At 62.2% G+C, this 25,163-nt stretch carries 29 protein-coding genes, 1 tRNA gene and 1 pseudogene; 23 read left to right on the top strand and 8 right to left on the bottom strand.

What is annotated here, in order from left to right:
* The first annotated feature begins 17 nt into the window (after positions 1–17).
* Positions 18–830, top strand: a complete 813-nt coding sequence (locus tag E5P2_RS18015) for a polysaccharide deacetylase family protein (protein WP_232080744.1) — start codon at positions 18–20, stop codon at positions 828–830.
* A 315-nt stretch (positions 831–1,145) separates the two neighbouring features.
* Positions 1,146–1,547: a tyrosine-type recombinase/integrase gene (locus E5P2_RS18010; RefSeq protein ID WP_269475688.1), complete on the top strand. Its 402-nt coding sequence runs from the start codon at positions 1,146–1,148 to the stop codon at positions 1,545–1,547.
* Between the two features lie 168 nt (positions 1,548–1,715).
* Here E5P2_RS18010 and E5P2_RS18005 read toward each other — a convergent pair whose 3' ends face one another.
* The 3 genes from E5P2_RS18005 to E5P2_RS17995 form a co-directional block, all read right to left on the bottom strand.
* A complete protein-coding gene (locus E5P2_RS18005) occupies positions 1,716–2,252 on the bottom strand; it encodes a hypothetical protein (protein WP_162568470.1) in 537 nt (178 codons plus the stop codon).
* Positions 2,253–2,963, bottom strand: coding sequence for a hypothetical protein (locus tag E5P2_RS18000; protein ID WP_162568469.1), 711 nt, complete (start codon positions 2,961–2,963; stop codon positions 2,253–2,255).
* Between the two features lie 410 nt (positions 2,964–3,373).
* The gene (locus tag E5P2_RS17995; RefSeq protein ID WP_162568468.1) at positions 3,374–3,991 is read right to left on the bottom strand and encodes a recombinase family protein; all 618 of its coding nucleotides are present in this window, start codon (positions 3,989–3,991) and stop codon (positions 3,374–3,376) included.
* 533 nt (positions 3,992–4,524) lie between these two features.
* Here E5P2_RS17995 and E5P2_RS17990 point away from each other — a divergent pair.
* Genes E5P2_RS17990 through E5P2_RS17975 form a run of 4 tightly spaced genes read left to right on the top strand, consistent with a single transcriptional unit; the run spans position 4,525 to position 6,152 of the window.
* Complete coding sequence (locus E5P2_RS17990; RefSeq protein WP_162568467.1) at positions 4,525–4,806, top strand: hypothetical protein; 282 nt, start codon at positions 4,525–4,527, stop codon at positions 4,804–4,806.
* A gap of 56 nt (positions 4,807–4,862) precedes the next feature.
* Positions 4,863–5,198, top strand: coding sequence for a hypothetical protein (locus E5P2_RS17985; RefSeq protein WP_162568466.1), 336 nt, complete (start codon positions 4,863–4,865; stop codon positions 5,196–5,198).
* A gap of 23 nt (positions 5,199–5,221) precedes the next feature.
* Positions 5,222–5,437, top strand: coding sequence for a hypothetical protein (locus tag E5P2_RS17980; protein WP_162568465.1), 216 nt, complete (start codon positions 5,222–5,224; stop codon positions 5,435–5,437).
* Positions 5,438–5,465: 28 nt separating this feature from the next.
* Entirely contained in the window at positions 5,466–6,152 is a 687-nt protein-coding gene (locus E5P2_RS17975; RefSeq protein ID WP_162568464.1) for a ParB N-terminal domain-containing protein, read from the top strand.
* 367 nt (positions 6,153–6,519) lie between these two features.
* On the opposite strand, the gene E5P2_RS17970 is transcribed toward E5P2_RS17975, so the two are convergent.
* Positions 6,520–6,834 (bottom strand): hypothetical protein, encoded by a 315-nt coding sequence (locus E5P2_RS17970; protein WP_162568463.1) that lies wholly within the window; start codon positions 6,832–6,834, stop codon positions 6,520–6,522.
* Between the two features lie 100 nt (positions 6,835–6,934).
* Positions 6,935–8,251, bottom strand: a complete 1,317-nt coding sequence (locus tag E5P2_RS17965) for a tyrosine-type recombinase/integrase (RefSeq protein WP_232080742.1) — start codon at positions 8,249–8,251, stop codon at positions 6,935–6,937.
* A 325-nt stretch (positions 8,252–8,576) separates the two neighbouring features.
* On the opposite strand from E5P2_RS17965, the gene E5P2_RS17960 reads away from it, so the two are divergent.
* The 14 genes from E5P2_RS17960 to E5P2_RS17895 all read left to right on the top strand — a co-directional run bounded on the left by E5P2_RS17960 (position 8,577) and on the right by E5P2_RS17895 (position 18,528).
* Positions 8,577–9,905 carry a tyrosine-type recombinase/integrase gene (locus tag E5P2_RS17960; RefSeq protein ID WP_162568461.1) on the top strand — a complete coding sequence of 443 codons (1,329 nt, stop codon included), beginning with the start codon at positions 8,577–8,579 and terminating at the stop codon, positions 9,903–9,905.
* Between the two features lie 254 nt (positions 9,906–10,159).
* Entirely contained in the window at positions 10,160–10,585 is a 426-nt protein-coding gene (locus E5P2_RS17955) for a hypothetical protein (RefSeq protein ID WP_162568460.1), read from the top strand.
* 30 nt (positions 10,586–10,615) lie between these two features.
* On the top strand, positions 10,616–11,266 hold the full coding sequence (locus tag E5P2_RS17950) for a hypothetical protein (protein ID WP_162568459.1): 651 nt from the start codon (positions 10,616–10,618) through the stop codon (positions 11,264–11,266).
* A 169-nt stretch (positions 11,267–11,435) separates the two neighbouring features.
* Positions 11,436–11,708: a hypothetical protein gene (locus tag E5P2_RS17945; protein ID WP_332107551.1), complete on the top strand. Its 273-nt coding sequence runs from the start codon at positions 11,436–11,438 to the stop codon at positions 11,706–11,708.
* The gene (locus tag E5P2_RS17940; protein ID WP_162568458.1) at positions 11,708–12,238 is read left to right on the top strand and encodes a hypothetical protein; all 531 of its coding nucleotides are present in this window, start codon (positions 11,708–11,710) and stop codon (positions 12,236–12,238) included. The genes E5P2_RS17945 and E5P2_RS17940 overlap by 1 nt, the downstream gene beginning before the upstream one ends.
* Positions 12,238–13,053, top strand: a complete 816-nt coding sequence (locus E5P2_RS17935; RefSeq protein ID WP_162568457.1) for a hypothetical protein — start codon at positions 12,238–12,240, stop codon at positions 13,051–13,053. The genes E5P2_RS17940 and E5P2_RS17935 overlap by 1 nt, the downstream gene beginning before the upstream one ends.
* Positions 13,043–14,419, top strand: coding sequence for a replicative DNA helicase (locus E5P2_RS17930; protein WP_232080741.1), 1,377 nt, complete (start codon positions 13,043–13,045; stop codon positions 14,417–14,419). The genes E5P2_RS17935 and E5P2_RS17930 overlap by 11 nt, the downstream gene beginning before the upstream one ends.
* Positions 14,416–15,315 (top strand): helix-turn-helix domain-containing protein, encoded by a 900-nt coding sequence (locus E5P2_RS17925; protein WP_162568456.1) that lies wholly within the window; start codon positions 14,416–14,418, stop codon positions 15,313–15,315. Before E5P2_RS17930 ends, E5P2_RS17925 begins: the two co-directional genes overlap by 4 nt.
* An 86-nt stretch (positions 15,316–15,401) precedes the next feature.
* A complete protein-coding gene (locus E5P2_RS17920) occupies positions 15,402–15,626 on the top strand; it encodes a helix-turn-helix domain-containing protein (RefSeq protein ID WP_162568455.1) in 225 nt (74 codons plus the stop codon).
* Complete coding sequence (locus E5P2_RS17915; RefSeq protein WP_162568454.1) at positions 15,626–16,441, top strand: hypothetical protein; 816 nt, start codon at positions 15,626–15,628, stop codon at positions 16,439–16,441. The genes E5P2_RS17920 and E5P2_RS17915 overlap by 1 nt, the downstream gene beginning before the upstream one ends.
* 104 nt (positions 16,442–16,545) lie before the next feature.
* Positions 16,546–16,839: a hypothetical protein gene (locus tag E5P2_RS17910; RefSeq protein ID WP_162568453.1), complete on the top strand. Its 294-nt coding sequence runs from the start codon at positions 16,546–16,548 to the stop codon at positions 16,837–16,839.
* Positions 16,840–16,886: 47 nt separating this feature from the next.
* Positions 16,887–17,801, top strand: coding sequence for a hypothetical protein (locus E5P2_RS17905; RefSeq protein ID WP_232080740.1), 915 nt, complete (start codon positions 16,887–16,889; stop codon positions 17,799–17,801).
* Positions 17,798–18,304 carry a hypothetical protein gene (locus E5P2_RS17900; RefSeq protein ID WP_162568451.1) on the top strand — a complete coding sequence of 169 codons (507 nt, stop codon included), beginning with the start codon at positions 17,798–17,800 and terminating at the stop codon, positions 18,302–18,304. Before E5P2_RS17905 ends, E5P2_RS17900 begins: the two co-directional genes overlap by 4 nt.
* Positions 18,301–18,528, top strand: a complete 228-nt coding sequence (locus tag E5P2_RS17895) for a hypothetical protein (RefSeq protein ID WP_162568450.1) — start codon at positions 18,301–18,303, stop codon at positions 18,526–18,528. The genes E5P2_RS17900 and E5P2_RS17895 overlap by 4 nt, the downstream gene beginning before the upstream one ends.
* A 437-nt stretch (positions 18,529–18,965) precedes the next feature.
* Here the strand turns inward: E5P2_RS17895 and E5P2_RS17890 are convergent, their stop codons facing one another.
* Entirely contained in the window at positions 18,966–19,643 is a 678-nt protein-coding gene (locus E5P2_RS17890; protein WP_162568449.1) for an HNH endonuclease, read from the bottom strand.
* A 326-nt stretch (positions 19,644–19,969) separates the two neighbouring features.
* Between E5P2_RS17890 and E5P2_RS37770 the strand changes: the two genes are divergently transcribed.
* A complete protein-coding gene (locus E5P2_RS37770) occupies positions 19,970–20,374 on the top strand; it encodes a helix-turn-helix transcriptional regulator (RefSeq protein ID WP_232080739.1) in 405 nt (134 codons plus the stop codon).
* 143 nt (positions 20,375–20,517) lie between these two features.
* Here E5P2_RS37770 and E5P2_RS17875 read toward each other — a convergent pair.
* Positions 20,518–20,592 (bottom strand) — tRNA-Arg (locus E5P2_RS17875).
* A gap of 362 nt (positions 20,593–20,954) precedes the next feature.
* Between E5P2_RS17875 and E5P2_RS38160 the strand changes: the two genes are divergently transcribed.
* Positions 20,955–21,191: a hypothetical protein gene (locus E5P2_RS38160; protein ID WP_162568447.1), complete on the top strand. Its 237-nt coding sequence runs from the start codon at positions 20,955–20,957 to the stop codon at positions 21,189–21,191.
* A 162-nt stretch (positions 21,192–21,353) separates the two neighbouring features.
* Here the strand turns inward: E5P2_RS38160 and E5P2_RS17865 are convergent.
* Positions 21,354–21,716 (bottom strand): annotated as a pseudogene (locus E5P2_RS17865) (DUF6988 family protein); the annotation flags it as partial.
* Between the two features lie 507 nt (positions 21,717–22,223).
* Here E5P2_RS17865 and E5P2_RS17860 point away from each other — a divergent pair.
* Complete coding sequence (locus tag E5P2_RS17860) at positions 22,224–24,677, top strand: SIR2 family protein (RefSeq protein ID WP_162568445.1); 2,454 nt, start codon at positions 22,224–22,226, stop codon at positions 24,675–24,677.
* Positions 24,678–25,163 lie beyond the last annotated feature (486 nt).

The raw sequence follows: 25,163 nt of genomic DNA, 5'->3' as shown, positions 1-25,163 counted from the left end.
GGCCGGCCCGCCAGCGCGTGGCTGTTTCCTTCGTCGTCAACTTCGAGGAGGGCGCCGAGTTCTCGCTCGGCGATGGCGACGGACGCAACGAGGCGGTGTACGAGGTGATCGACCAGCAGGGCGTGCACGATCCCTGCATCGAAACACACTTCGAGTACGGCACCCGCGTCGGCTACTGGCGCATCGCCGAATTGTTCGACCGCTACGAAGGCAAGTTCACGCTGAGTTCATGCGGCAAGGCCGTCGAAGTGTCGCCCTGGCTCGCGCGTGATGCCCTCGCGCGCGGCCACGAGGTGTCGGCCCACGGCTACCGCTGGGAGAGCCACGCCGGCATGTCCGAAGCCACCGAGCGCGACTGCATCCAGCGCACGCTCGACGCCATCGAACGCGTGACCGGCGAGCGCCCGGTCGGCTGGCACACCCGCTCGGTGCGCACCGCCAACACCCGCAAGCTGCTGGTCGAGCAGGGCATGCTTTACGACAGCGATGCGTACAACGACGACACGCCGTACTTCGTCGATGTCGGAGGCCGCTCGCACCTGGTGCTGCCCTATGCCTTCGACACCAACGACATGCAGTTCCAGCACACGCAGCGCTTCGACACGGCCAACAGTTTTGTCGAATACGTGTGCGATGCCTTCGACTGGTTGTGGGAGGAGGGCGAGCGCGTGCCGCGCATGCTCTCGGTCGGGCTGCATCTGCGCATGATCGGGCGGCCGGGGCGCATCGTTGCGTTGCAGCGGATCCTGGATCACATGCGGCGGCGTGGCGGCGCGTGGATCACGACGCGGCGGGAGATTGCGAAGCACTGGACAAGGCTCAGCGCCTGAAGGGAAGCCGCTTATACGGCCCATGCGAAGCGTGCGCTGTAGTCGCAACGCGTTTGACGGGCCTCCAGACCCTGACAGGCAAAAAAGTTGCCGCGCCTTTAACCGCGTCTAGGACCATCGCCCCCGGAAGATGAAGCAATCGTCCTGCGAGGAGATTCAGGTGAAAAAGCAAGGCTGCGACGAGCCCAAGAGGGCAGAGGGCGGCGCAATCGGCGCGGACAGGGCTGCAGTCGCTGGCGAGCGTCGCGCCGAAACGCGGGATGCGCGCAAGCCGGGGCGGACGAAATCGACACAGGGCGGTACGCCGGAATAGCTTTGCTCCGGACATCGAGTCTTGGAGCACAGCCGCATGCTGTGCCGTTGAACGATTCGGCTATGGAGGTGTTGTTGCGGCGGCAGGGGGACCGTCGCACCCACGTCTTCACCTACGAAGGCAAGCCGATTGTTCAGGTCAACACCAAGGCGTGGCGGAATGCCCTGATGCGTGCCGGAATCGAGGATTTCCGTTGGCACGATCTGCGGCATACCTTCGCGACGTGGCACCGTGAGGCAGGCACGCTGACACATGAACTCCAGCGCCTCGGGGGCTGGAAAACGCAGTCAATGGTGGAGAGGCATGCCCACGTAGTGGTGGAGAGGCATGCCCACGTAGCGCCGGAAGGCTTGCAGTTCGCGGCCGCGAGGCTCGATAATCTGCTCGCAGTTACGCGCCAGTGACAGTAGAAAGGGGACAGACCATGACAGCCTGTCCCCTTCATTTGGTGCCGGAGAGATGCTTGGCGGCACTCCGGCACCACAGCTAAGTAGTTGATCTATAAGGCCCGTCAGTGGGGCAGGGGGTTTCAATTACCACCGAAGTTACCACAGATGAAAACCGTGCGCGGCTTACTTGGAAGCCGAAGGCCCCGCCTGCCTGGACACAGTCTGCTGGCTTGACTGCGGGGACGGGCCTGTGCCCGCGGCGCCCTTCGGAGGCGATCCTGCTTCCAACCGCACTATCCTTTCCGTGCTGCCTCTGATCTCTGTTCGCGCCTCTTTGACATCGCGATCAAGCACGTCGAGCTTGGCATCGATCTTGGCCAATCGTTCGCCGCCGTTGTATGCAATGACGATGACACCAACGATCAGGGCGGCGGCGCCACAGATAAGTTTCCATGCGTGGTGCCCAAGCCAGGCGCGGAGACTGCCAGAGAAATGTTCAGCGATTTCCTCTTGCGAGGATCTCAGGGCCGTCGATGCGTTGCTTGCCCGCTGAGGGGCATGGAGGGGGCCAGGCTCCGGAATCGAAGAGGTAGCAACGTCTGCCTTTATCTCATTGAGTGATGGTGTAGGAAACGCACCCTGCGTGCCTCCCATCGAGTCGGAGGCGTCCTCGGCTAGAAAGTCTTCGGTGATGTTGGTGACGCGGCGAGTAATGGCCATTTACGCACCCATCTTTGAAAGCAAGTTCTCGATGCGAGCCCAACTCTCTTTCGTGGTGTTTCGGATGAAGTCTTCGACGGTCTTCGATTCTTGTTTCGGCTCATCAATGTACACATCGAGATCGATGTAAACCCCTTCATGTGCGAAATGCTCGGACTTGAAATTGAAGAGCGCTGCAGCTTCTTTTTTCTTGAGTGGCCCGATCGTGACGTTTGTTTTGATCTCGCCCTTGGCAAAGTTAAAAACCGCCTGATGGTCGGTGCGAAACGGCGAAAGGTCTTCCATAGCCTCGGGGCGGTACAGGTACGAGTAAAGAGCCTTCTCGATACCGGCGAAGTCTTTGTTAACGCGCGTAAAACAGCGATTGCGCATACCGATGCGGATTATTTTGGGAACCTTGAATAACGGATTCGCCGCTACTGCCTGCCAGTACTGAATCGCCTTGTCACGGAAAAAGTTCTGTGTCGGAGGACTGATGGCGACGAACCCCGCGTTTCGGTGCGACAGAAAAGCATGAACTTGTTGCGGCTCTCCTGGCGCGTCCTTGAACTTGATCATTCCCGGTTCGAGCGCCCAGTGCTTGAACAAGTCCTTGTCCACGATATAGTCGGCAAAATCGCCCATGTGATTCAAGATCGAACCACGGGGGTTGAATCGCACCTCAACGACTTCTTCAGACACGTATGTCCGCTGTTCGAACTGTTGTGGCATTGCTCCTGCTCCGGTTGTTTGAGGAGCATTGTGCCCGGAGTGTGCCGCTGGTCAGCCATCGCGGTTTCGGCGAAAAAGTCTGAGAGCCCCCTCGAAGAAATCGGGGCGCAACTTCCCCCCCCGTCCCCCGCTGCCGCCACATCAGCGCCCCGGTAGCCCCTTAGGACTCGCTTAGTTCGCTCTTCACTGCGGCGACGACGGCACCAGCCAGAGCACAGTGATAGGCATTATTCCTGTCGCATGGTGCCCCGTACACCTCCAGGAACAGCGGCACGATGGCTTCCCACACGGTTGCCTCATCGGCGTCCTTTAGGTGCGCCAAGCGGGCAGCCATCGCGGCTATCCAGTCGGTGGCCTCGGAGTGCGGAGAGTCTGGCCTTGTAGGGAGCTTCTTCACCATCGTCTACCGTTCACGCGCCAGCGGCCATCACGCGCTGCACCGTCGAGACCCCGCAGCCCACCTCGCGGGCGACCTTCAGGATGCCCATGCCCTGTCTCCTCAGGGCAACGATGCGACGCTCTACGCTGGCGTCCACCTTCGGGCGCCCGATGGCGAGCTTGCCGGGAGTCGGGCTTGCCTTGGCTCGGGCCATCCCCGCCTTCACCCGTTCTTGAATCACCTCGCGCTCGTACTCCGCGAAGATGCCGAGCATGCCGAACATCGCACGGCCGTCCTTGGTGGTGGTGTCCAGCTTGTTCTGGTGGAGGTACATCCCGGCGCCCTTCTCGCGCACGGCCTGGAGGGTATGCATGAGGTCGATCATCGAACGGCCAAGGCGGTCAACGGACCACGCCATCACCATGTCGATCTTCTTCTGCGCCACTGCTTGGAGCATGGCATCGAGCCTCGGACGATCAACGCGGCCCCTGGCGCCGCTCACGCCCGCCTCCACGTACTCCGCCACCACGGGCCACCCTTGAGCCTCCGCAGCGGCCCGCAGATCGCGTAGTTGATTTTCGCAGTTCTGGTCGTTCGTGCTGACGCGGGCGTAGATCGCGGCACGGAGGGGCTTGGACTTCGGGGGCATCAGGTTCCTCATTTGGCAAGAGCTTGAATATACCGAAAACAATTGGATTTCGTATAGGCATTTTGCGCGGTGTCTCCCAGAGGGAGCCCGACCGTGTTTTCGCGTGACCCTTTCGGTATGGGGCGGACGGGCGGGCATAAGTCTGCACTGTAGGCAAGCGCCTTCTTGGCGTCGGCCGCAACCGAGGGCCGTGCCCGACGCCCAGGCATTTAACACGTCCATTAGGAGAGCCCCACGCGGCACGAGCCCGGACAGGCAGCCAACGCGATCCGGCACCTTCGACACAGTGGCGGCGATTGCCCCCTTCATTCAGAAGAGACCGCCACGCGATTCATCCACCGATTGGGAAAGCCCTGCGCAACCCAAGGGTGACGGCCCAGGAGACGCGATCAGGACTCGCCAAGGGGGTAGCCGCGTCAACGTCAGAAAACGGCCGAAACGATTAACCCCCTCATTCGGAGAGGAGCGCCACCCGAGGCGCGACCTCCCGCTCCACCGACCCTTCCCATTCACATCCGCATCCACATCACACCATGACCACCATCGACACCGCCGCCACCGCCGCCACCGCGCCGACCCCTCCAGGCGCATCTCCACGGCGCTCGCACCCGAGCCTCACTGGCGACCGCAACCAGTGCCCGACGTGCGGCGACTTCTTTAACAGCACCCACGCCTTCGACCGCCACCGCATCGGACGCCACGCGGGCAACCAAAGGCGATGCCTCACGGCGCCCGAGATGGAGGCCCAAGGGATAGCCCTCACAGCTTCCGGCTTCTGGGTCTCCGAGATCAGGAGGTTTCCGACGACGAAGTAGTGAGCGACCGACCTCCACGACAGAACCCTCCATCACCACCACACCCGACCATCACCATGAACTCGAATCACACGCAGCCCCTCACCTCGAAGATCGGCGGCCAGGAAATGCTCTCTCCGGCTGGCCTTTTGGCACTCGTCGCGGGCATCGCTTACGGGGACCCGAGATCGACACCCGAGGGACAGGCCACCGCCCGCCGCGTCTTGGATTCGCTCCTCGCAACTGCCACGTCGCACGGCTTCGGCAAAGCCGACATCCTCCGAACGATGCTGGACAAAGGCGAGCGCGGCCGACGCATTCACGCACTGGCCTGCGAAGCGGCCTCGTCGATGCCCACAGTGGCAATCCTGAAGGCGCTCCAGGAGGGCGGCTTCAACGTCATCACCGCATAGACCACGCGGAGATCAAAACGCATATGACCAACTACACCACCAGCCACATCGTTGCCCGCTTCGCGAGCCGGCCCATTATCCGCAGCTACCCGCTTTCGAGCGAGGCGTACCGCTACCTCAAGGTCATGCGGGAGACCTACGAACGACGCGAGGCCATGCAGATGTCCGAGGGTCATGCCCTCGACCGCATCCTCCGGGACCACGCTCGACTCACCCAGGGGCGCGCCCTCAGCGCCTGATCCAGACAAACATCACACCACACAGACCATGACACACAACCCCTTTCTCGATACCTCCACGGTGCTCCTCGCGGACATCGTGACCCGCGACACTTGGCAAGTGCGCAAGCGCATCAACGCTGCAATGGTGAAGAAGTACGCGGCGATCTACGGCGCCGGGACCAGCATGGAGCCCATCCGACTTGCCCGGGTGGACAGCGTGCTTATGCTGATCGATGGCGCTCACCGGCTTGCGGCTTTGCGCTTCCTCGGGGAGACCCAGACAGAGGTCATAGTGACGCCCATGAAGGAGCATGCGGCTCAGTGGGCAGCGGCCAGCGCCAACCTTGAGCACGGTATGCCGTTGAAGTCCGCCGAGCTACGGGAGGTCTTCCGGGCCTACATCGCCACGAAACAGCATCACGCGGGGCGCGGCCGGGTAAAGTCGTTCGCGGAGATCGCCAAGGACATCCCCGGCAAGACGCGGTACTCATATCGCAACTGGATGATGAAGGACTTCCCGGAGGTCTTCAGGAAGTTCTATCAGGGGTCAGGTGGCGAAGGCCACTCGCACGGAGGGCTCGACTACGAGCCCCGCGATCAGCAGGCCCTCGACCTTCAAGCCATCGAGGTTCATCTTCGGCAGGCGGCGGCACTTGCCCGCACCCTTCCGCCAGCGCTCCGGCGCACCGTAGCAAAGCGCATGGAAGAGGCCCACGGGGCAGTCATGAGGTAGCGGCGCCTCACCCCGGCCCTCGGCGGGGCTTGAGTTGCGCACCGACAGGGGACCCTCGTGAGTCCACGAAGGACCTCTCTGGTTCTCTCGAAGGGGCTCGTGAAGAGGATCCCGGGGAGGCCAGAGTGGAACTGTTGAAAATCAACACCTACAGGCAACAGCTTTGCGCCTCAGGCCGCGCCAGCATTGGGTTTACGGACTCTGAGGTCCGCGTTTCAGCATGAAGGTCCAGGGATCAAGCTCCCGAGAATCCACAGCTACGGCCGCTCAGCAAAACCGCCCGAAGTCCTTGCCGGCGCCCCCTGTGTCATTTCGATCCACTGGTGAGACTATCTGTGAACACAAGGTGCAGACCTTGGGGCGCCTATCACCTTCCTTGCGCCGCTTGGCAATCGGGGTCTGATGTTCTGCGTTCGCGGATGCACGCCTCCAACAGCTGCTGGGCCCGCTCGCGAGTCTCCACCGACTGCTCCAATCGGCCGTATTCCTTCACGTCTCGACTGAACCGCTCTTCTTCAGAAGGTCCAAGCTGGCTGATCACCCAGGCCCCGAACAGAGCGAGGGCAACCGGATAGAACAAGCCCTCGAAGAAACCCATCGTTCGGCCGGCGACTTTCGAGAAAACCATGTTCAACGCCCACCACGAAGCTCCGAAGATGACGAGACCTATGACTATTTCCATTGATGAACCTCGTGATGCTGGCTTCTATACCGATTTGACACCATTGCTGACGCGGCTAGCGCAGCCGCCGCAACTGTACGCAGCGATCCAGCGCATCTTCTTACAGAGCGACCTTGGCAAGCCACTCCTCCTTCACCCGGAGGGAGTACCCGATGCCGTAGCTGTCCCCCACGTCCTGAGATGCGTGTCCGTCGATCGCAAACTGAATAGCCCGCGGGCACTGGACCTCGCGCAGTCGGTCGGCCATCGTGTGGCGAAGTTCATGCAGTACTCGGTCGATGGGGATGCGACGTACCCAACCAACAAGCGCGGCGGACGCGGCAGTAGCTCGGCATTCCGTGTCGTTGGTGTAGCGAGGGAAGGCGAAACGCTGGCCCTTCACAGCACGCTCATGGACCCTTTGTGCGGCCCACAGCGACGCACCCACCAGAGGAACGGTGCGCTGACTGGCGGCGTTCTTGAGGCTGCGCCACGGATGCGGCTTGATAACCACGTGAGGCACTTCATCATCGAGCTTGATGTCGGCCAGCGCGAGCCCCGCGATTTCAGCCAATCGGCACCCTGTATCGATCAGCATAGCGATGATCCAGCGGCGCTCATCGTCCTTAGCGCGACAAGCGACGTAGAGTGCTCGCAACTGGTCGGCGGTGTATGGTACGCGGGGCTTTGCGTCTTCACCGTCGCCAGCGATGGCGAGTCTCTCGAAGGGGTCGGTGCGCAGCGGGTCTCGTTCCCGCCTGTACGCGCCCCACACAGCCGTGAAGACACCGATGCGCCGCCGGATGGTGCCTGTTTTCACCCCGTTATCGAGCGCGGCCTTCACGTAGCTATGGGCATCTGCGCGAGTGAACGCGGCTATGTCCTTGTCGCCTGCGACGGCGGTCAATGTGGCGAAGGCCCGCCGGGCGTAAATGGCGAACTTCTTGTCGTCGCGCTTCTTGTGCGTCTCCAGGTACACCCGCAGGGCATCTTCGATGGTGTCCCGTGGTTTGCCGTGTAGCCGCTTGCCGGCTTCCTGTTCGACGGCTGTGAGGTACTCGGCAGGGTCGGCGTCCTGGTACAACCGCTCGTCGCCACCTGCGAAACGCATGAGCTTGTTCTCGATGTGGTCGTGTAGCAGTTCGATGGCGCGAGGGTCGTTGTCTGGTGCGTGCGGGGCGAGACCATACGACCTGAGGAGCGCATCAGCATGAACCTTGAGCGCCTTCGGGGAAGATTCCGGCGACGCCAAAAGCCCGGCCCACTCGGCCTCCACTTGGCGGTTCAGGTCGGCCACCATGCGGGCCACCTTCACGGGGTCCGTGGTCTTGAGGACCTTCTTGATTGTCTTGCCGGGGTAGCGGTCGTGAAGTGCCTTGGGCACAGGCCGCTGGTAGATCGTCGTCCCGCCACGCGGGTACGTGTACTTGATGGTCACTTGAAGAGGGCCGAAAAAAAGTCTCACAGGGATAGCTTCCACAGAAACTACCACACTGGAGACCTTCGGATCACCCGAAACCCGCATGAACAGGGCGTTTCGAGACTTTTGAATGGTGCCGGAGAGATGAATCGAACACCCGACCTTCTCATTACGAATGAGGAAAAGCGGGAATAGATGAAAGTTGAAGTTTGTTGATTTTCACTCTGTACATCAGAGGGAAAACGAGGAAATCGGGTTCGAAGGATTCGTGATTATTGATCTCGATTTCAAAAAATCTCTTACATCCTGCGTTACATCGACGCCGATGTAAGAGAATCGCCGCATGGCAAAAATCTCGTTCACTGCGCCGCGTGTCGCTGGCTTCACGTGCCCATCCGACAGGGGCCAAGCGTTCCTGTGGGACGCCAAGACACCGGGCCTCGGACTTCGGGTGACACCACGCGGCGCGCCCGCCTTCATCTTCCAGGGCGTCTACCAGGGCAAGAGCTTGCGCGTCACGATCGGTGACGCGACGGCATGGCGTATTCCCGACGCGCAGGCCAAGGCTCGCGAACTGCAACGCCTGATCGACGAAGGCCGCGATCCGCGCGCGGTCAAGGCCGAAGCAATCGCAAAGGATGTTGCCCAGCGCGAGGCCGAGCGCCTCGAAGCCGTGACGGTCGGCGACGTATGGCCGACGTATCTCGCCGAGGGTTCGCCGAAGCGGCGCGCCGCGTGGAAGCCCCGCTATCGGGCCGACCTTGAAGCGATGTCGGCGGCCGGCGGCGTCGCGAAGAAGAGAGGGAAGGGCCTTACTCGGCCCGGTCCGCTGTACCCGCTGCTCGCACTGCCGCTGGCCGATGTGAATGAGGACGCGCTGAAAAGTTGGTACGACCGCGAGGCCAAGGCGGGGAAGCACCAAGCCGCTCGCGCCCTGATGATGTTTCGCGGGTTCCTGCGCTGGTGTTCCGCTCGGCCAGCGTACCGCTCGGTCGTTGATCGCGACGCAGGCAAGGCCGCATCCATTGTTGAAGTGCTCCCCGCCAACACTCGTCGGACCGATGCACTCGAAGGCGCGCAGTTGCCCGGATGGTGGGGCGGAGTGGAGGAACTGGGCAACCACACGGCGTCCGTGTACCTGCGCGCCTTGCTACTGACCGGCGCTCGCCGCGAGGAATTGGCTGCGCTCCGGTGGGCCGACATCGACTTTCGATGGAAAAAGCTCACGATCGCCGACAAGGTGGACGCGACGCGCACCATTCCTCTGACGCCGTACCTCGGGCGATTGCTGGCGACACTTCCACGCGTCAATGATTTCGTGTTCGCATCCACCAGCAGCAAGACCGGCCGAATTGCAGACACGCGCGCGAGCCACTCCAAGGCGCTCGAAAGTGCCGGCATTGATGGGCTAACCATTCACGGCCTGCGTCGCTCGTTCTCGCTGCTGGGAGAGGCCGCCGGGGCGCCTGCTGGCGCTATTGCGCAGGTAATGGGGCATAAGCCCAGTGCGACCGCCGAAGGGTATCGACCGCGCAGTGTCGATGCGCTACGGCCGTTTCTTTCGCTGATTGAGCGGCATATCTTGGAGAAGGCCGGCGTGCCGTTCGACTTCGAGGCGGCAGAGCAGGGCGGCGGCAAGGTGGTGTCGATCCACCAGAAGAAATCGGCCTAAAGGCCATAGCCGGAGCCGCAGCGGCCCTTCTTGCGGCAACACGATGAAATAGATGACCTACGCGAACCACACCAACACCATTGCCGCTACTTCCGAGGCGCTGATGCGGAGCGCCTACCTGCTTGATCGCGCAGCCGACGCCACGCTCGATCGGTCCAAGCGGGAGGACATTGCTGCCAAGCGTGCCAAACTCCAGTCGCCGCGGAGGCGACGGCCGGGTCGGCGGGCACAGGTATGTTCCCGCTCTGGCTCTGATGAGCTACGAGCGTAACGCCCGATGGCTCGCCGCGCTTGTCCGCGGCGAGGCCGACCCGCTGGCCGTTGATGTTGCCGGCCGGCTCGCCCTGTTGCGAGCACAGCATGCCGGGCGGGGCGATGCCGGCATGATGGACCTGCTCGCACGCGCGGCGGAAGTGCATGCCGCGGCCGATAGAGCGCGAGACGTGGCGTTCCTGAACTCGCTGGTGGACGGCAGCGCCGACTACTTCGCCGACGACCTCTACGACCGTCTCGCGCCGCTGCACGAGAAGTATCAGGGCGACGCCGCGATGCTGGACCTATTCAACCGCGCCGCAACGGCCTATGGCAATGTCGCGATGGCTGCCGCTGAGTGGGCGTTGGCCGGATTGGAAATGCAGGACGCGATCGACAAGGCCGCGGGCCGGGAACGCTGGGACTGAGAGACGCGAGAACAGAAGGAGGTAGAGGCTGTGATTGGTGGCAAACAGGTTGACCCAGGCTGGACTGCGGCGGATGTGGAGCGATTGACGCAGGGCGCGGTCAACGATGTTGTGGCAAAGCTTGGACTTGCCGCCGCCGGGCATGAGGCTACACAGGGCGTCGGCCGGCTGGTCGACACGGTGGTGCGCGCGTTTGAAGACACGATGACGCGTGATCAATCTGCTGCTTCTTCGGTCGCCGGCTACGAGGCGGGCTGGAAGGCTGCCATCGGCATCGCTCGGGATCTGGTCGCGCTCAAGCTGAACGAGTTGCCCGAAAACGCCAAGCCTGCGGAGCGCGCCCTGCTTCAGGTGTTCGACGCGTTGGCGAAAGCCGAGACGATGGGATACAAACCGCCCGAAAAGCTCGATCGGTACAAGACCCGTCGATCGCGTCCGCAGGTTCGGGCAAGAGAGCCCAGCACGATCCGCGAATTCATTCTTGCCGCACTGCCAAAGGTCGGCAAAAAGGCCAAGCGCGCGGACATCAAGAGTTTGGTCATTGACTGGCGCGGAACGACATCCGCGAGCGGCGTAGACAACGTAATCGTGAAGCTGGTCCGCGAGGGGGAACTGGACGTTCTCCCTCGCCGCGGTGGCGATCTGCTGATGCGAACACGACCTCCGCGAGCATCCAAGTAACCACTGCGGCCCGCCTCACGCGGGCTTTTTTTCGCCTGCGACGGCGGCGCAGATTTTCACGTTTTCACGCGATTCACAACACGGAAAACGCGGGTTTCTGGCCGCCGACGATCGCTCCTACATCAACGCCAACCAACAGAGGCGATTGGTTGTGAATCTGGAGCGACAAATGAACACGCAGATCAAAATCCCGCCGACCATCATTGCGGCTGACAACCTGGCGAAGGCGGAGTGCGCGCCGCGCGCCAAAGTCTTCTGCCAGCTGCACGAAGTCACCAGCCCGACGGTGACCACGGAAGCTGCGGCGCACTATCTCAACCGCCGGCCGCAGACCCTGCGCCTGCATTCCTGCAACGACAACGGCCCGGTGCGTCCCCTGCGCATCAACGGCCGCCTCGCGTGGCCGGTCGCCGACCTCAAGCGCGTACTGGGGGTTGCGTAATGCCCGAGAAATTCATTCTCGTCGGCAACCTCGGCCGCGCCACCGAAGCCCAGCCCGCCAATGGTGCGGCAAAAAAAGAGGGCGTCCCAGCCACACTGGTGACGCCCCACAAGGATCGCTCGTGCCCCCACGACGAGAGCACGTGTGCGACTGTGCCGATCGGCACCGCAGCCCGCCTGAGCGCCTTTCCCGATAAGCAGCTCGTCACGCTCGAAGCGCGCCTCGCGAACATGGGCTGGCAGCTCGACCTCGAAGTCGCCATCGACGGCCGCACGCGCTTCCTGCTGACCCGCTCGCGCTGCGTGCGCACCTTCAGGAATCTCGACGAAATCGAGGCCTTCCTGTGGCACATCGACCCATCGCGCGAACACCGCATCGACTGCTTCACGGCTGCACATGAGCGTGCGATTGCCCAGAACGATCGCACGCTAGCCAACTGCTATCTGAACGCGTTCGCTCGCGCCAAGAACCTGCATGTTCCCGAGCAGGCTCGTGTGCCGTTCGCTACGGTAGCGAAGGGGCGCTCCTGATGGCTCGAATCCGCACGATCAAGCCGGAAACGTGGACCAGCGAGCAGGTGATGAGCCTCACGCCACTCGCGCGCCTCGCGTTCATCGGCCTGTGGAATTTCTGTGACGATGGTGGCAACCACCCCGCCAGCGCTCGCACGCTCAAGGCGGAGGTCTTCCCGTCGGACGACATTGCCGCGACCGAAGTAGAAGCCCTCGTTGCCGAAATGCTTGGTCAAACCCTGCTGACGGCCTACGAGGCCGGCGGCAAGACGTTCTGGCACGTCACCGGCTGGCATCACCAGCGCATCGACAAGCCGTCCTTCAAGCATCCGCCATTCCCCGCCGAGGCGGCTACTGCGCTCCGCGCGCTCTCCGACGAACCGGCGACGACTCTCGTAGCGCTCGGCGAACACTCGTCGAACGATCGTCGAATCATCGACGCGGCCTCGACCACGGAAGGGAAGGGAGAGGAGGGGAAGGGAAAGGAAGAAGAAGAGAGCAACAACTCTGCTGCCGCAGAGCCCTCGGCTGCGGCCGACACTTGCCCGCACCAGAAGATCATCGACCTCTACCACGAGGTGCTGCCGGCGGCGCGGCGCGTGCGCGAATGGACGCCGGCTCGCCAGCAGGCCTTGCGCACGCGGTGGCGCGAGAAGACCGATCGGCAGAACCTCGATTGGTGGCGCCGCTACTTCGAGTACGTGGCCGCATCCGACTTCCTGTGCGGCCGAACGACTCCGAGCAACGGCCGGAAGGTCTTCGAGGTTTCGCTGGACTGGCTGTGCAAGTCCGAGAACCTCGTGAAGGTCGTGGAAGGCGCGTATGAAAACTGAACGCGCCCACGCGCTCGGCATGGTGCCCCATAGCCTCGAAGCCGAGGCCGCGGTGATCGGCGCAGTGCTGCTCGACAACGACGCACTGAACCGCGTGAGCGACCTCGCACCGACGATGTTCTACGCGCCGTTCCACGCGGACGCATTCCGCACGATCCAGTCGATGGCCGCTGCTGGGCAGGCCTTCGACGTGATCGCCACGTTCGACGCCATGCGCGCAGATGGCAAGGCCACGCAAGACGACCTTGTGCGCCTCCACGACCTCGCCCAGTACGTGCCGTCGGCGACCACCATCCGCCGCCATGCAGCCGTGGTTGCCGAGCGGTACCGTCAACGCGACCTCATGCGCGCCGGCCAGCAGATTGTTGAACTCGCGGCGTCGGCCGGTACGGCCGCCGAGCAGATCGACGCTGCCCAGATGCTGCTCGCCAAGCTCGCGACGACCAAGGCCAAGCGCGAACCGCAGCACATCACGGCGTCGCTTGTGGACTACCTCGCGCTGCTGAACGACCTGAGTGAGGGCAAGAACCCCGCGATCCCGACGGGCCTCGTTGGCCTCGACCGGCTGCTCAACGGCGGCCTGCGCCGCGGCGAAATGATGGTGATCGGGGCGCGTCCGAAGAACGGCAAGACGGCGCTGGCGCTGGCCCTAGCCCGCAATATGGCACGGGGCTACAGCACGCTGTTCATGTCGCAGGAAATGCCGGTCAGCCAATTGATGCACCGGCACACCGCCGCCGCTGGCTCCTACGACCTCGGCCGCATCATGCGCGCCGACCCCAAGGACCACGACATGTGGACCGCCGTTTCGGAAGCCGCGCAACGTCTCGGCGAACTGCGCCTCATCCATGACGATCAATCGAGCCTGAGCCTGCTCGACATCCGCCGCAAGGCACTGGCGGTCAAGCGCCGGCACGGCCTCGACGTGCTGTTCGTCGACTTTCTCCAACTCATGGCCGGTGCGGGCGAAGAGAACCGCAACCGCGAACTCGACGTGATCGTGAACGGCCTCAAGAGCTTCGCGATGGATATGGACATCGCGGTCGTCGTGTTGTCGCAAATGAGCCGGAAGGCCGATGAGCACTATGGCCGCCCCACGATGACCCACCTTCGCGACTCCGGCGCGATCGAGGCGGCGGCGGACCAGATTGCGTTGCTCTTCACTGACTGGGCGCACCCGCTGTCCAAGCGCGAACCCGCCTTCGAGGGCTTCTCCGAACTGGAGATCGTGGCCCACCGCAATGGCGCGCAGGGACTCGTGCCACTGCACTTCAACGGCAAGTACCAGCAGATCACCGACTGGGAAGGCCAGATGCCCGTTCAATCCGCGGCAACTGTCTCTCGGAGCCGGGGCATGCCGCAATGACTGCCAGCACCATCAACGTGCTGCGCGTTCGTGAACGCACCACGGAAATCCGTCAGCCGAGTGCCGCGCGTGATCGCGTTCATTTCCCCACCCGCTTCAACCCCATCGTCAAAGCCATCGCCATGCTCGAACTTGCCTCCGCCCCTGCCACCCCCGCCGCCGCGCCCACCGCCGATGATCACGACGGCGACTTCGCCGCCCCCGGCAAGCGCTTTGCCGGCCTTCTGGCGCCTGCTGGTCGCCGCGCACTTGCCGACGAAATCGCCGAAGCGCTCGAAGTCGATGGCCCTCATGAGGTAGCCCGTAACATGTTCACGACCGAGCGCGGGCTGGCGGCGAATGTCATCGCCAAGCGGCTCGTCGCGGCGCGTGAACTCAACGGCTTTTCACAGAACGAACTCGCGAAGGCACTCGGCTACAAGAATTCAGCCCAACTCAGTCAGTGGGAGCAGTGCAAGCGTCCGCCGCCGCTGCACATGTTGATCGCGACCGCCGATGCATTGGCAGTGAGCGTGGACTACCTCTTGGGCCGCTGCGATGACCCCGAGCGCGACCTGCGTGCAGTGCGGCGTTATTCCGCTATTCGCGCAGTGCGCTCGATCCTTACGGCGGCGGCGGAGCGGGTCGCGGACGCCTTTGATACCGACGAGCGCGTGGTCGGCGCAGGTACCGCCGACATCCGGGCGCTCCTGCATGCCGTCGAGGCGTGCGTGGCACGTTCCGGGCGTCTGCGCAGTGGGCATGGCGGCAAAGAGGAAGTGCTCGACGCGATCGACCGCTTGGAAGGCGCTGCGCTCAAGGTCGGTATCGCGCTCCGTCGCCACGACGACGAGGATGCCCGGCAGCGCGAACGCCTTGCGCTGATCGCCGCGAATGACGCTTCCGGCGCCGGGTGATCGCGCTCACTCGAAATGGAAAAAGCACCGACGCGCGCCGTCGCGAGCAGTTGACCATCGATGCATCCCGACTAATTCCGATTCACATGAAGCCCGCAACTACTACCGCCGATGAGGCGCCGCTTGCCGCAATGCTGACCGAGCCCGAGGCAGCCGCGCTGATGAAGCTGTCTGCCGAGACGCTCAAGGACTGGCGCTACCACCGCCGCGCGGGGCGCCCCGTGCACTGCCGCATCGGCGGCGCGGTGCGCTACCGCCGCTCCGACATCGAGGCCTTCATCGAGACCAGCATCGTGCAGGAGGTCGAGTGATGTTCGCCGTCCTTCGGGCGACGGCCCGCCACCTCGGGCTCGCCGATGCCGGCCCCGTGGCGGCGCTCAAGCCGTTGGCCGAACACCAACCCCGTATCAACCACGCAACGCTCGATATGACCGCTTTCTGTGCCTTTGCTCGCAGCCCACTGACTACCGCCGATCGCCTGTCGGCGAACCGGATTGATGAAGTCGTGGAAATCCTCAAGAACAACTCGGTTCAGCGCGAAGCCGCTGCAGCTCGCGCGACCATCGTGCGCGCCGTCGAGTTCGCCTGCTACCGCAGCCTGCTTAACGGGGCGGTGGCAAGTGCTGGCGACAGCCCGACGACGGAGAAAGTTGTTCTTGTGCTCAAGCGCATGGCCGAAGACGCGGAAGCTGCGCTTGTTGAGGCTCGCGCCGACCAAGCCGAGCACGACCGCATCGTCAAGGCGCGTCGCGACCAACTGCAGCCGCTGCGCAATGCTGTGAGCCAGCGCCTCGGTATGTTGCAGGCGGAGTTCGACACGCTGAGCCGCCAAGCCGATTCGCTGCGCCGGCCGCCGCCCGAACAGGTCACCAGCGCCGAAGAGCGTCGCCTGCTTCTGCAAGCCGCTGGCCTAAGCGCGGATCAGATCGCGGCTCTGAACGTCGGCGCGGTTGGCCCCAGCCGCGAGGAACGCCGTGGGCAGGTCCAAGTCCGCATCGCCGAGGTCAAGGCACTGATGCGGCCGCTGCGTGAGTTCGGCGAGACCGGCGACGAGTCGGTGCTGGCCGGCATCGCTGAGTTCGAGCCGCTGATTGCGGCGCAGCACGCCGCAGAAGCTCGCGAATAGCCGCGCCTTCAAGCATTTATTTCAGTCCAACGCGTGTATGTGCGCGCGTAGATACCAGAACCATGAAACAGAAAGATCGCCACTTTCCCCCGATCAATCCGACGATGGCCGAAAAGGTCGAAGCAGTGCGCAACCACAAGCGGGCTCGAAGTCTGGCGCGGCAGTGCACGAGCCAACTGCGTCGCCTCGTCGAGATCGCTGGATTCGAGCACTTCCTGGCAGAGGCTGTGCGCGAGTTCGAGCGCACTGGCACTGCACCTGTCAACACGCTCCTGCGGCGCCTTGACGCGCTCGTGATGGAACTGGATTCGACGCACGAAGAGCACCGGCAGATGCGCTCCGACCGCGTTCTCGGTGGCCGCACGCTCGCCGAGGTGATCGGGGAGTGCATCTCGTGACAGCACCACTCGTTGGCAACGCCATCCAGGCGCTGAATCGGCGGCGCATGCGTGAACTTGATTCGCGCCGACAGGCACGGACCATCCTGCAGCCGGACGAAGTGGCGGGTCGCCTGAGCCCCGCGCGCCTCTTGACGACCACGCTGGGCGGACAGGTGCGGCCGATCACGCCGGCCGACCTGCGCGAGTTCAAGAAGACCGTGGCGGCGCTCGGCGACAAGGCGCGCCAAGGTCTGACCGCCAAGGAAGCGCTGGGCCTGTCGCGTGCCATCGACATCGATCGTGCGAAGGCCGAGATTCGCTACTCTCTGCCGTCGCGCCTCGTGGTCGGCAAGGTGCACCTCGTGACCGACAGCGGACCGCGCTCCAAAGTGAGCCGGCATCACGTCAACATCGAGTTCGTGCAGTACGCCGCAGCGCTTGCGCGGCCCGGCACCTCGACGCAGGCTGCCCAGTGGCTGCTGAAGGACGGCGCGTTGCGCTTTGAGTGCGATTGCGAGCACTTCCGCTATTTCTTGCGCTTCGTCGCGACGGCGGGAGGCTGGGTATCGGGCCGGGCAGAGCACGGCTTTCCGAAGCTCACCAATCCGACGCTGGACGGCGCCTGCTGCAAGCACCTGACGCGCGTCATGACCGATCTGCAGTACAGCGTGGGCCTGCGCCAGCGCGTCGCGCAGATGATCGAGGCTGATCGCGCGCGGATCGACAAGCCGGGCAAGGCCAAGCCCAAGGTGTTCATCGTCGCCCAGCGCGATGCCGAGGCTATGTTGCCGAAGCGTGCCCGCCGCATCGTGGTTCAGCCTCACCAGCGCGGCGCGGAGCTGCCGCCGCCGGCCAGCCGCGCCGACATCGCCAAGGCGCTACAGGCCTATACGGGGCGCAACGATGCCGCCAGTGCCGCGATTGCCCGCGCACTCCAAGCCCTTTTGAACCAACCCGGCCCGCGGGGCGCACATCAATGACGAACGAACATCAAGACCCCGAGCCCACCGATGAAGTGAAGGCTCTGACCGCGGACCTGCTGGACCGCCTCGCCCTGGACGCCGACGGCCAGCCCTACGACGACAACAACCCTGGCACGTGGGCCGAAGCCGACGCGGCAGAGCCCGAGGTCGTGCGCCTCGGTCAAGCGCGCTTCAAGATTATCGATGCCGACGCGCAGGCGCTCGCCCTCGCCGCCGGTGCGGTCGAGGATGGGGCTCCGCCCGCGCTGTGCATGCGCGTGGCGTTCGATCAGGCCGCCGGCCAGCCCCAGCCCTGTGCCGGTCAGTACGTCACGCTGCAGGCCGACGAGAAAGTGACGCTCATCTTTCGCGTCTGGATCACGCACGCCGACCTCCACGACCAGGCGGCGCCTGACTTCGGCGCCGATGCCCAGCGCGATCCGGTGCTCTACGCGCTGCAGCCCGGCGAGGCGCTGCTGGTGCAGGTGCTGCCCCAAGAAGAAAGCGAGGCCGGCCAGTGATCCCCGACCGATCTGCACGGCAGACCGCCGAGATAGAGGCTCTGCTGAAGAAGTCGCGCCTCGCCACTACGGCGATCGCGGAGAAGCGTTCCACGCGTGTCGCGCAGGCGTCGAGCCAGGTTCCGCGCATTGCCCCGCGTCGCGTCGATCGCGCGCCGCCGCCCGTGCCGCAGCGTGATCGATTTATGGACGCGATCATCGTGCGCCTGCGCATGAGGGGCTGAACGCGGCGACCACTTTAAAACACGACTCTCAAGGCTTCCTGATCGGCGAGATCATCGACGGCAATCGTGAACTGCTGCGAGAAGCGCGACTTGCAGACGGCGGCCACGATATTACGGAGCCGACGCTTCACGGCTCGATCGCGGAAGCCCTACGACATGTCGGCCAGGACGTTCCCGGAGAGCTGGCGCACTTCGTCAACGTGCACTACAGCGGCGGCTCGATCGGAACCACGGCACTCACACGGCTGGCTTCCGAGCCGGAGGAAGTCGCCGGTCGTCTCGTCGCCCTGGCCGCGGCGATTCATCAGTCAGAGGAAGAATTGGCTCACGGACGGTCAACTAGCGCGCCGGTCGATATCGCGAGGAAGATCGGTTAGCTGGCCGCTGCGCGCTGGTCATCCGCACTCAGGCGGGATCGAGCTTAGTTCGCGTGATCGCTATTCCCGGGTCAACTCGGGTACGAGCTGGAACAGCTTTTCCCTGTACTCGTGAGCGTCCTTGCCATAGTGGAGCCTGCGATGGCAGTTCGGACAGAGCGCGACCGCGTTGGTCACTAGGTCGGCGCCTTGGTCCGCCAATTGGCGGACGTGATGGACCTCCAGGAACGGAAGGTCGTCGGCAGTGACGAATGGCGCTGGGCCACTACACGCCTCACATTTGCCCGCCGCGCGCGCGAGCACCCAGGCCTTAACGTCGGGATCACGAGCGAAGATCGTCACCGAGGTCACAGATGCCTTCGGTTTGGCGGTCCCCTTTGGAGGCGCTGTGGGGAGGCGCTTGAGGCGCTCTCTTACCTCGATCGCCTCAGCCGCGCGGGGCGCACTAGGACGCCCCTCAAGTTCCGTGATAAGCCGCTCGATTTGCGCGGCGACCTTCATGCCGACGTTTTTCGCTGGCACCAGCCCAGGTAGCCAGCCTCGCCCCATGAGCGTCAGCACATAGGATATGTTCTGCATCCTGTATTCGAACGCCTTGCGCGTGCGCCCGAACTTGCCCGCAAGCTCCCGGTAGACGGGCGCCTTGACCAGAGGTTCTCCCCGCCGGTCCCGCTCAGCCATCTCCAGGTAAGCCTCAACGGCCGCACGTAGCTCGTCCTCTGTCCAGTCGACGCTCATTGTCCAAGGCCCGCAGTATGTTCACCGCTTGAGTATCACTTAGGGCGTTCGCGACATGCACACCGGGACTGCGCGGCCTGTACATCAGCGGCGTCGATCGCAATCAGGCTTCGGCGTGAAGATCGCTTACCACCCTTGGAAGCGGTCGACCTGGTGGGGCCCGAATCGTTCGACAATGGAGGCGCCTCGAACTTCCTGCACGTGCGCTTAGCCGACGGTGAGATCGCGGGGGCGCGTAGGCCGGCGTATTCGACGACCGCTGTGCTGCACGACTATTGAAGAGCGCACGCAACAGGATCGTCGCTACATTCTTGAATCAAAGCCCGATGGACTTGCAAGCCAACGACCTTGCTCTCGAAATTGAGCGGACCGAACTCCTGCGCCGCCACACGCAAGAGCGCCTGAAGCAGCTGAATGAGCTCATAGAAATGCTTCGCGACCACGCCGGGCGCATCAACCGTACACGCGATGTCGAAAGGGCTCGAATGCAGAAATTGGCCGTAGCAGAGTCATCCCCCCAGGATGCCTCAAATCGGTCAATGATGAGTGCCAATCACATCTTGCGCCGCAACGACCTACGGCCCGCCACCGGGCTGTCGCCTTCCACGATCTACAAGATGATTGCCCTCGGCGAGTTCCCCCCGCCAGTGAAGCTCGGGCTCAAGGCCGTGGGCTGGCTCAAGAGCGACGTCGACGTCTGGCTGGCAGGACGCCGGGCGCTAGCCTCCTGAAAGGTCCGAACCCGGGCCAATTGCCACCGAGATCAGCACCGCCTGCAGCTGGTGGAGGGACTGGACGCTCCAAGATTGCCAAGACACCTACCTGCCCTGATCGACAAAGTCCGGACGGTGGTGGACCGTCTCGGACTTAAATATGGTCCCGCCGCCAGGAATCGAACCTGGATCTCAGCCTTCGGAGGGCCGAATTCTATCCGTTGAAATACAGCGAGAAGGGGCTCCGGCCAGCGGAGCCCCTTATTATCGCTCAACAGGCAGCGGCCCGCAGGGTGCCTGGGCGCGAGCCATAGCTGCATCAATACTGAGACCAGCCGCCAGTCCTGTTTGCGGGCTTCGAGGACACTCTGCACGCCGACTACGTCCCCAGAACCTCGCAGCTGTTCGGCGAAGCAGGCCAGCGCGATGCGCTGGAGCCCTTCCCGCCCCGGCCTACATGCGCCTGCAACCGACGCCAATACGCCGAGCGCGGCGGTTTGGCGCGGCAGTACGGCCAAGGCGGCAGCATGGACACGATGTTCTACAACCTGGGCCTGCGGACCAGCACGCAACTCGGCGAAGCATCCAGCTGCGCGGCATGCTCGGCTGGCGCCATGCCTTCGGTGACAGCACGCCGATCGACAGCACCCAGGCATTCGCGGGCCGCCTGATTTTCACGGTGGAACGCGGCCGCTGGAAGTACGTTGCGGTGCTCGAGGCGGGCCTCAAGACGCTGCTGCGGCCGAACCTCGCGCTCAGCGCGTCCCACTCGGGGCAGTTCGGCGACGGGCTCGAGGACCATGGGTTCAAGGCCAGGTTGAACTGGAAGTTCTGACTGAACGCTACTTGATGACTCGGAGCACCATGGGGCTCACGAATCGGTCTGGTTCCGGAGGTGGCGTTCACCGGACGCCGGTCGGCGCATCCGCCATCCGTCCTTCAAAGGCCTGCCGACCGACAAGCCGCCGAACGCGATCGTCAGGGAGAAGCGAGCGCCTCAATACGACGGCAGGATGGGCGTGAGACAGTCCTCGAAGCTGACGTGAACCCTGTTCATCCGGGTCGCCAACAGTCGGTCGCTGGTGAGGATGGCCAGCATCATGGTGCTGATCGTGACCAAGCCGTTCGAACACTCGATCAGCTGCTGGACGAGCTGTACCGGGAAGCCGTCCTGGTGGCGGCGCAGCGCGTGGATGCCGCCATGCACGAATGAGTTCAGGGCGTGACGCTGCATGTCGTCGAACCTGCCCAGCATTGCAGCAGGCGCTGCGGCGGCGGGCGCCGCAACCGAGGCGTTCCGAAGCTGCTTGATCATGTCCCGTGCAAGCGGCAGCTTCCGCGCCGCCTCATCGGCCTCTGCGGTGAGCGGTCGGCGCGAAGGTGGACAACGCGAGTCCCGACAAGACCGCGGACCCCAGCGGCGCGTCGGTGGGCGGCGCGGTCAACCGCCTCACGGGCGCCGTGAGCAGGATGGCGGCGTCGCTGCATGCGACCGACAACCTCGATCCTGGTCAGCGCGAAGCAAGTCACCGAAGTGGTAGCGCCGCTCGGCCGCGGCTTGGCGACCATGTTCGGACGCAACTCTGAGCGCAAGAAAGAGCGCTGGTACACGCTTCTGGAAGGCCTTGACGGCCAAGCGCGATGACAAGGTGATCGCGGCCGGCGGCGGCAGGAGCGTGAGCCTTGGGGCCGGCCGGCTGCTGCCACTGAGTGACTTTGCCCAGTAGTATCGGAATTCATACTCGCAAGCTCTGCGCAACACCCTGCTTGCGCGTCGCAAGCAGGCTGTCGACGTGCCTTCCGACCTCTTTGAATGCAATGCGACACGCTGAATCGGCACCATCCGCAACAGTCCGGAGATTTACAATTGGAATTGTCAGAAGCTATAGAGCACGCCATTGACGGAAACGCCGTGCTCTTCGTCGGCTCCGGATTTTCTTTCGGAGCTAAAAATCTTCTAAATAGCTCGCCAATGACGGGAAGAGCGTTTGCTCGCTATTTATATGAGCAAGCCGGCGTAACAACAGAAGACGACAATCTTGCACTGGCCTCACAGCTCTACGAAACAAAATTCGGAGCCGCCAAGCTCGCAGAGTTGTGCCGGGACGTGTTCACCATCAGGACGCCGTCAAATCATCACACGGCGTTGTTGAATCTTCCATGGCAGCGAATCTACACCACCAACTATGACGACCTTTTGGAAAAGAGTGGTTCAGAGGTTGGCAAGGCATTAGCTTCGGTGACGCTAGACGACGCGCCAGAGAAATTTCTCTCCAACGCGCGTGTTTGTTTGCATATCAACGGTTTGATTAACCGATTATCGGCATTGGATCTAGTGGGCGGATTTAAGCTGACGGCATCGAGCTATTTGAATGATGCATTTACTACGTCAACCTGGAGCAGCGTGTTCAGGCAGGACTTTCGTTTAGCCCGGGCCATCATTTTTGTTGGTTATTCGATGTACGATCTGGACATTCAAAGGATTGTGCATTCAGAGGACACCAAGGATAAAACGTTCTTTATTACGTCACCGCCGAAAGGCGGCGGCACTACACCCGACGACGTCTTCCTGCCGATCTTTGGAGAAGTTTGTTCTATTGGCATTGAAAATTTTGCAACTCAAATCGCAGAGATTGTAAAGAAATACAGACCTCAAACCAAGATAGAGACATTTGTTGCACTTGAAAAAGTCGAGGCTGTGCCCGTGGGAAGGATTCCCACAAATTCCGACATTGAGAAGCTTTTTCTTTACGGCACACTGGAAAAGCTACTAATTCCCAGCAACTCTTTAGTCGATCCGGATCGATATTACGTTGTTGATCGAATCTCGAAACTCAAAATTGAAGAGCGTTTGAGGGATGAGCAGGATATCGTGATTACATCGAACCTGGGCAACGGAAAGACCGTCGCCTTGGAGCAGATTTCCGCAGCATTGGCAGCTCAGGGGTGGAACGTTTTCAAGGTCTCATCGGACACGAAGGACGCTCGCAAAGAAGGTCTTCGTGCATTGAGCCTTGCGGGCAACACGGTGGTTCTGATCGATAACTACATCCCGCTTTTGGACTTCATCGATTTCCTGTCCATACGCAGGACTGGGAGAAATTTTCGCTTCTTGCTCACGGTTCGAACTCATGTGCACGAAGCGTTCCTAGATCGTCTTGAACAAGCCCTGCGTACCCAGAGCGTTGCATCCTTCGATCTCAATCGCCTCACAAAATCGGAATCCCAAGAAATTGTTAAGTTAATTGATAATTTTGGACTTTGGGCCGATTTCTCTGGATGGTCGGACGTTCAGAAGCTTCGCCTGATTACGTCGGAGTGCGACTCCCAACTTCACCAAGTTCTTTTAAAACTCTACCAGTCGCCGCATATCGCTGCGAAAGTCACCGAACTATTTAGCTCAATAAGGCCTAACGTTCGGAGAATTGCAATTGCTGCTTTTGTCATTCGCGGAAGTGGACTGTCAAGCGATCGACGGTTACTGAATGATTTACTTAGAGGGTCCCCACTTGTTCGCCTGTCAAATGCAGATCGAGAAAGCGTTAAGTTTCTGTGGGATGACTCATCCGGGCATATCAGGTTAAAGTCTTCTGTTCTTGCAGAATACTATTTGACGAGCCTGGGCGATGCGGCGGAAGTGGTCGATGTGTTAATCGAAATGTACTTTCGAGCTTATGAAATGCGTCCAGTTGGCAAAGAATATGATTTTTTTATTAGAAGCGTGATGAGCTTCAGCGCGCTTCAGAAAATGCTTCCGAGGTCAGGCCTCCGTGGTGCCACGATCAGATTTTATGAGGCAATACAGACATCCCCTTTTACGAGAAAGAACCCGCACTATTGGCTGCAATATGCGATCGCGCGACTTTCTTTCGAAGATAATTTGACTGAAATTGCTCCATATTTCCAGTCGGCGTATGCATTTGCAAAGCTGTCCAACTACGACACCTATCAAATTGACAATCACTTTGCTCGCTTTCTCCTGGTCCAGGCTGCCCGAGAGAGTAATGTTGACATTTCTTATGAGAAGTACAAGGAGGCAAAGGGGATTTTGCTTAAGCAAACTTTGCACGAGCAGAAATACTATCCTTATCGCGTGGCAAGCGGCGTACTAGATTTTGTGAAAACCCACGTTGCGTCGTTGGATCCGCACCGTCGACGTGACGTGATTCAATTTTGCGGCGAAGTGCAAAAACGCATCGGGCGTCTGCCAATGGAGATGCGAACCAATCGTCATGTAATGGGCTGTAGTTCGGATATGAGAACGGCGCTCGCGGAACTGCAAGAACATGCCGGGGACAGCGGGGGCAAGCCGCGGGAATAGTAGGGGCCAAGGCGGAGCTGAAGGGCTACCGATCGCGCCGCACAGAGGGCTAAATTCGAAGCGTGCTTGCTCGCGGCGGCGTGGCTGGCATCACCGGATTAACCCAATGCCTTGAGGGGCTCATAGGAGGGCAGTCCGGCAAGTCACTATCTCGTGACGCGCGTCTGCATTTCAGATCCAAGTACTGCTCGCGGGCCCTGTAGAGACCCACTTCGGCTCTGGCCTTCGCATTACCCGCAGTTCGCCCAGCATCGACTTCCAGCGTCGGAAGAAGGCCGTCGAGGCGAGAGCACTGCTGCTGATCGCAGCCCGGCGGGTTGACTCGGCGCCGTAGCGCTCATCTCTTCGTGCGATCGGCCGTGCAGCGGGCGCGTCGCCTTGTCGAGCAAAGTCGTGAGTTTGTCGTGCTGGACCTCGCGGCCTTTGCGCGACTCGCCTCCCATCTTGTCCATACCCTGCGTCGGCGTAGTGTCGATCACCCAAGGT

Source organism: Variovorax sp. SRS16 (assembly GCF_901827165.1).
Lineage (GTDB): Bacteria > Pseudomonadota > Gammaproteobacteria > Burkholderiales > Burkholderiaceae_C > Variovorax.
This window is presented reverse-complemented; position numbering and strand designations above follow the sequence as displayed.

Bases quoted from the DNA above. Each gene is read 5' to 3' on its own strand.
- E5P2_RS17905 (WP_232080740.1), top strand. From the start codon at position 16,887: ATGCGTGAACTTGATTCGCGCCGACAGGCACGGACCATCCTGCAGCCG.
- E5P2_RS17930 (WP_232080741.1), top strand. From the start codon at position 13,043: ATGAAAACTGAACGCGCCCACGCGCTCGGCATGGTGCCCCATAGCCTC.
- E5P2_RS17935 (WP_162568457.1), top strand. From the start codon at position 12,238: ATGGCTCGAATCCGCACGATCAAGCCGGAAACGTGGACCAGCGAGCAG.
- E5P2_RS17990 (WP_162568467.1), top strand. From the start codon at position 4,525: ATGACCACCATCGACACCGCCGCCACCGCCGCCACCGCGCCGACCCCT.
- E5P2_RS17975 (WP_162568464.1), top strand. From the start codon at position 5,466: ATGACACACAACCCCTTTCTCGATACCTCCACGGTGCTCCTCGCGGAC.
- E5P2_RS17970 (WP_162568463.1), bottom strand. From the start codon at position 6,834: ATGGAAATAGTCATAGGTCTCGTCATCTTCGGAGCTTCGTGGTGGGCG.
- E5P2_RS17920 (WP_162568455.1), top strand. From the start codon at position 15,402: ATGAAGCCCGCAACTACTACCGCCGATGAGGCGCCGCTTGCCGCAATG.
- E5P2_RS17980 (WP_162568465.1), top strand. From the start codon at position 5,222: ATGACCAACTACACCACCAGCCACATCGTTGCCCGCTTCGCGAGCCGG.
- E5P2_RS17945 (WP_332107551.1), top strand. From the start codon at position 11,436: ATGAACACGCAGATCAAAATCCCGCCGACCATCATTGCGGCTGACAAC.
- E5P2_RS17960 (WP_162568461.1), top strand. From the start codon at position 8,577: ATGGCAAAAATCTCGTTCACTGCGCCGCGTGTCGCTGGCTTCACGTGC.
- E5P2_RS17910 (WP_162568453.1), top strand. From the start codon at position 16,546: ATGGCCGAAAAGGTCGAAGCAGTGCGCAACCACAAGCGGGCTCGAAGT.
- E5P2_RS18005 (WP_162568470.1), bottom strand. From the start codon at position 2,252: ATGGCCATTACTCGCCGCGTCACCAACATCACCGAAGACTTTCTAGCC.
- E5P2_RS17925 (WP_162568456.1), top strand. From the start codon at position 14,416: ATGACTGCCAGCACCATCAACGTGCTGCGCGTTCGTGAACGCACCACG.
- E5P2_RS38160 (WP_162568447.1), top strand. From the start codon at position 20,955: ATGCTCGGCTGGCGCCATGCCTTCGGTGACAGCACGCCGATCGACAGC.
- E5P2_RS18000 (WP_162568469.1), bottom strand. From the start codon at position 2,963: ATGCCACAACAGTTCGAACAGCGGACATACGTGTCTGAAGAAGTCGTT.
- E5P2_RS17900 (WP_162568451.1), top strand. From the start codon at position 17,798: ATGACGAACGAACATCAAGACCCCGAGCCCACCGATGAAGTGAAGGCT.
- E5P2_RS17890 (WP_162568449.1), bottom strand. From the start codon at position 19,643: ATGAGCGTCGACTGGACAGAGGACGAGCTACGTGCGGCCGTTGAGGCT.
- E5P2_RS17955 (WP_162568460.1), top strand. From the start codon at position 10,160: ATGAGCTACGAGCGTAACGCCCGATGGCTCGCCGCGCTTGTCCGCGGC.
- E5P2_RS17995 (WP_162568468.1), bottom strand. From the start codon at position 3,991: ATGCCCCCGAAGTCCAAGCCCCTCCGTGCCGCGATCTACGCCCGCGTC.
- E5P2_RS17915 (WP_162568454.1), top strand. From the start codon at position 15,626: ATGTTCGCCGTCCTTCGGGCGACGGCCCGCCACCTCGGGCTCGCCGAT.
- E5P2_RS37770 (WP_232080739.1), top strand. From the start codon at position 19,970: ATGGACTTGCAAGCCAACGACCTTGCTCTCGAAATTGAGCGGACCGAA.
- E5P2_RS17985 (WP_162568466.1), top strand. From the start codon at position 4,863: ATGAACTCGAATCACACGCAGCCCCTCACCTCGAAGATCGGCGGCCAG.
- E5P2_RS17940 (WP_162568458.1), top strand. From the start codon at position 11,708: ATGCCCGAGAAATTCATTCTCGTCGGCAACCTCGGCCGCGCCACCGAA.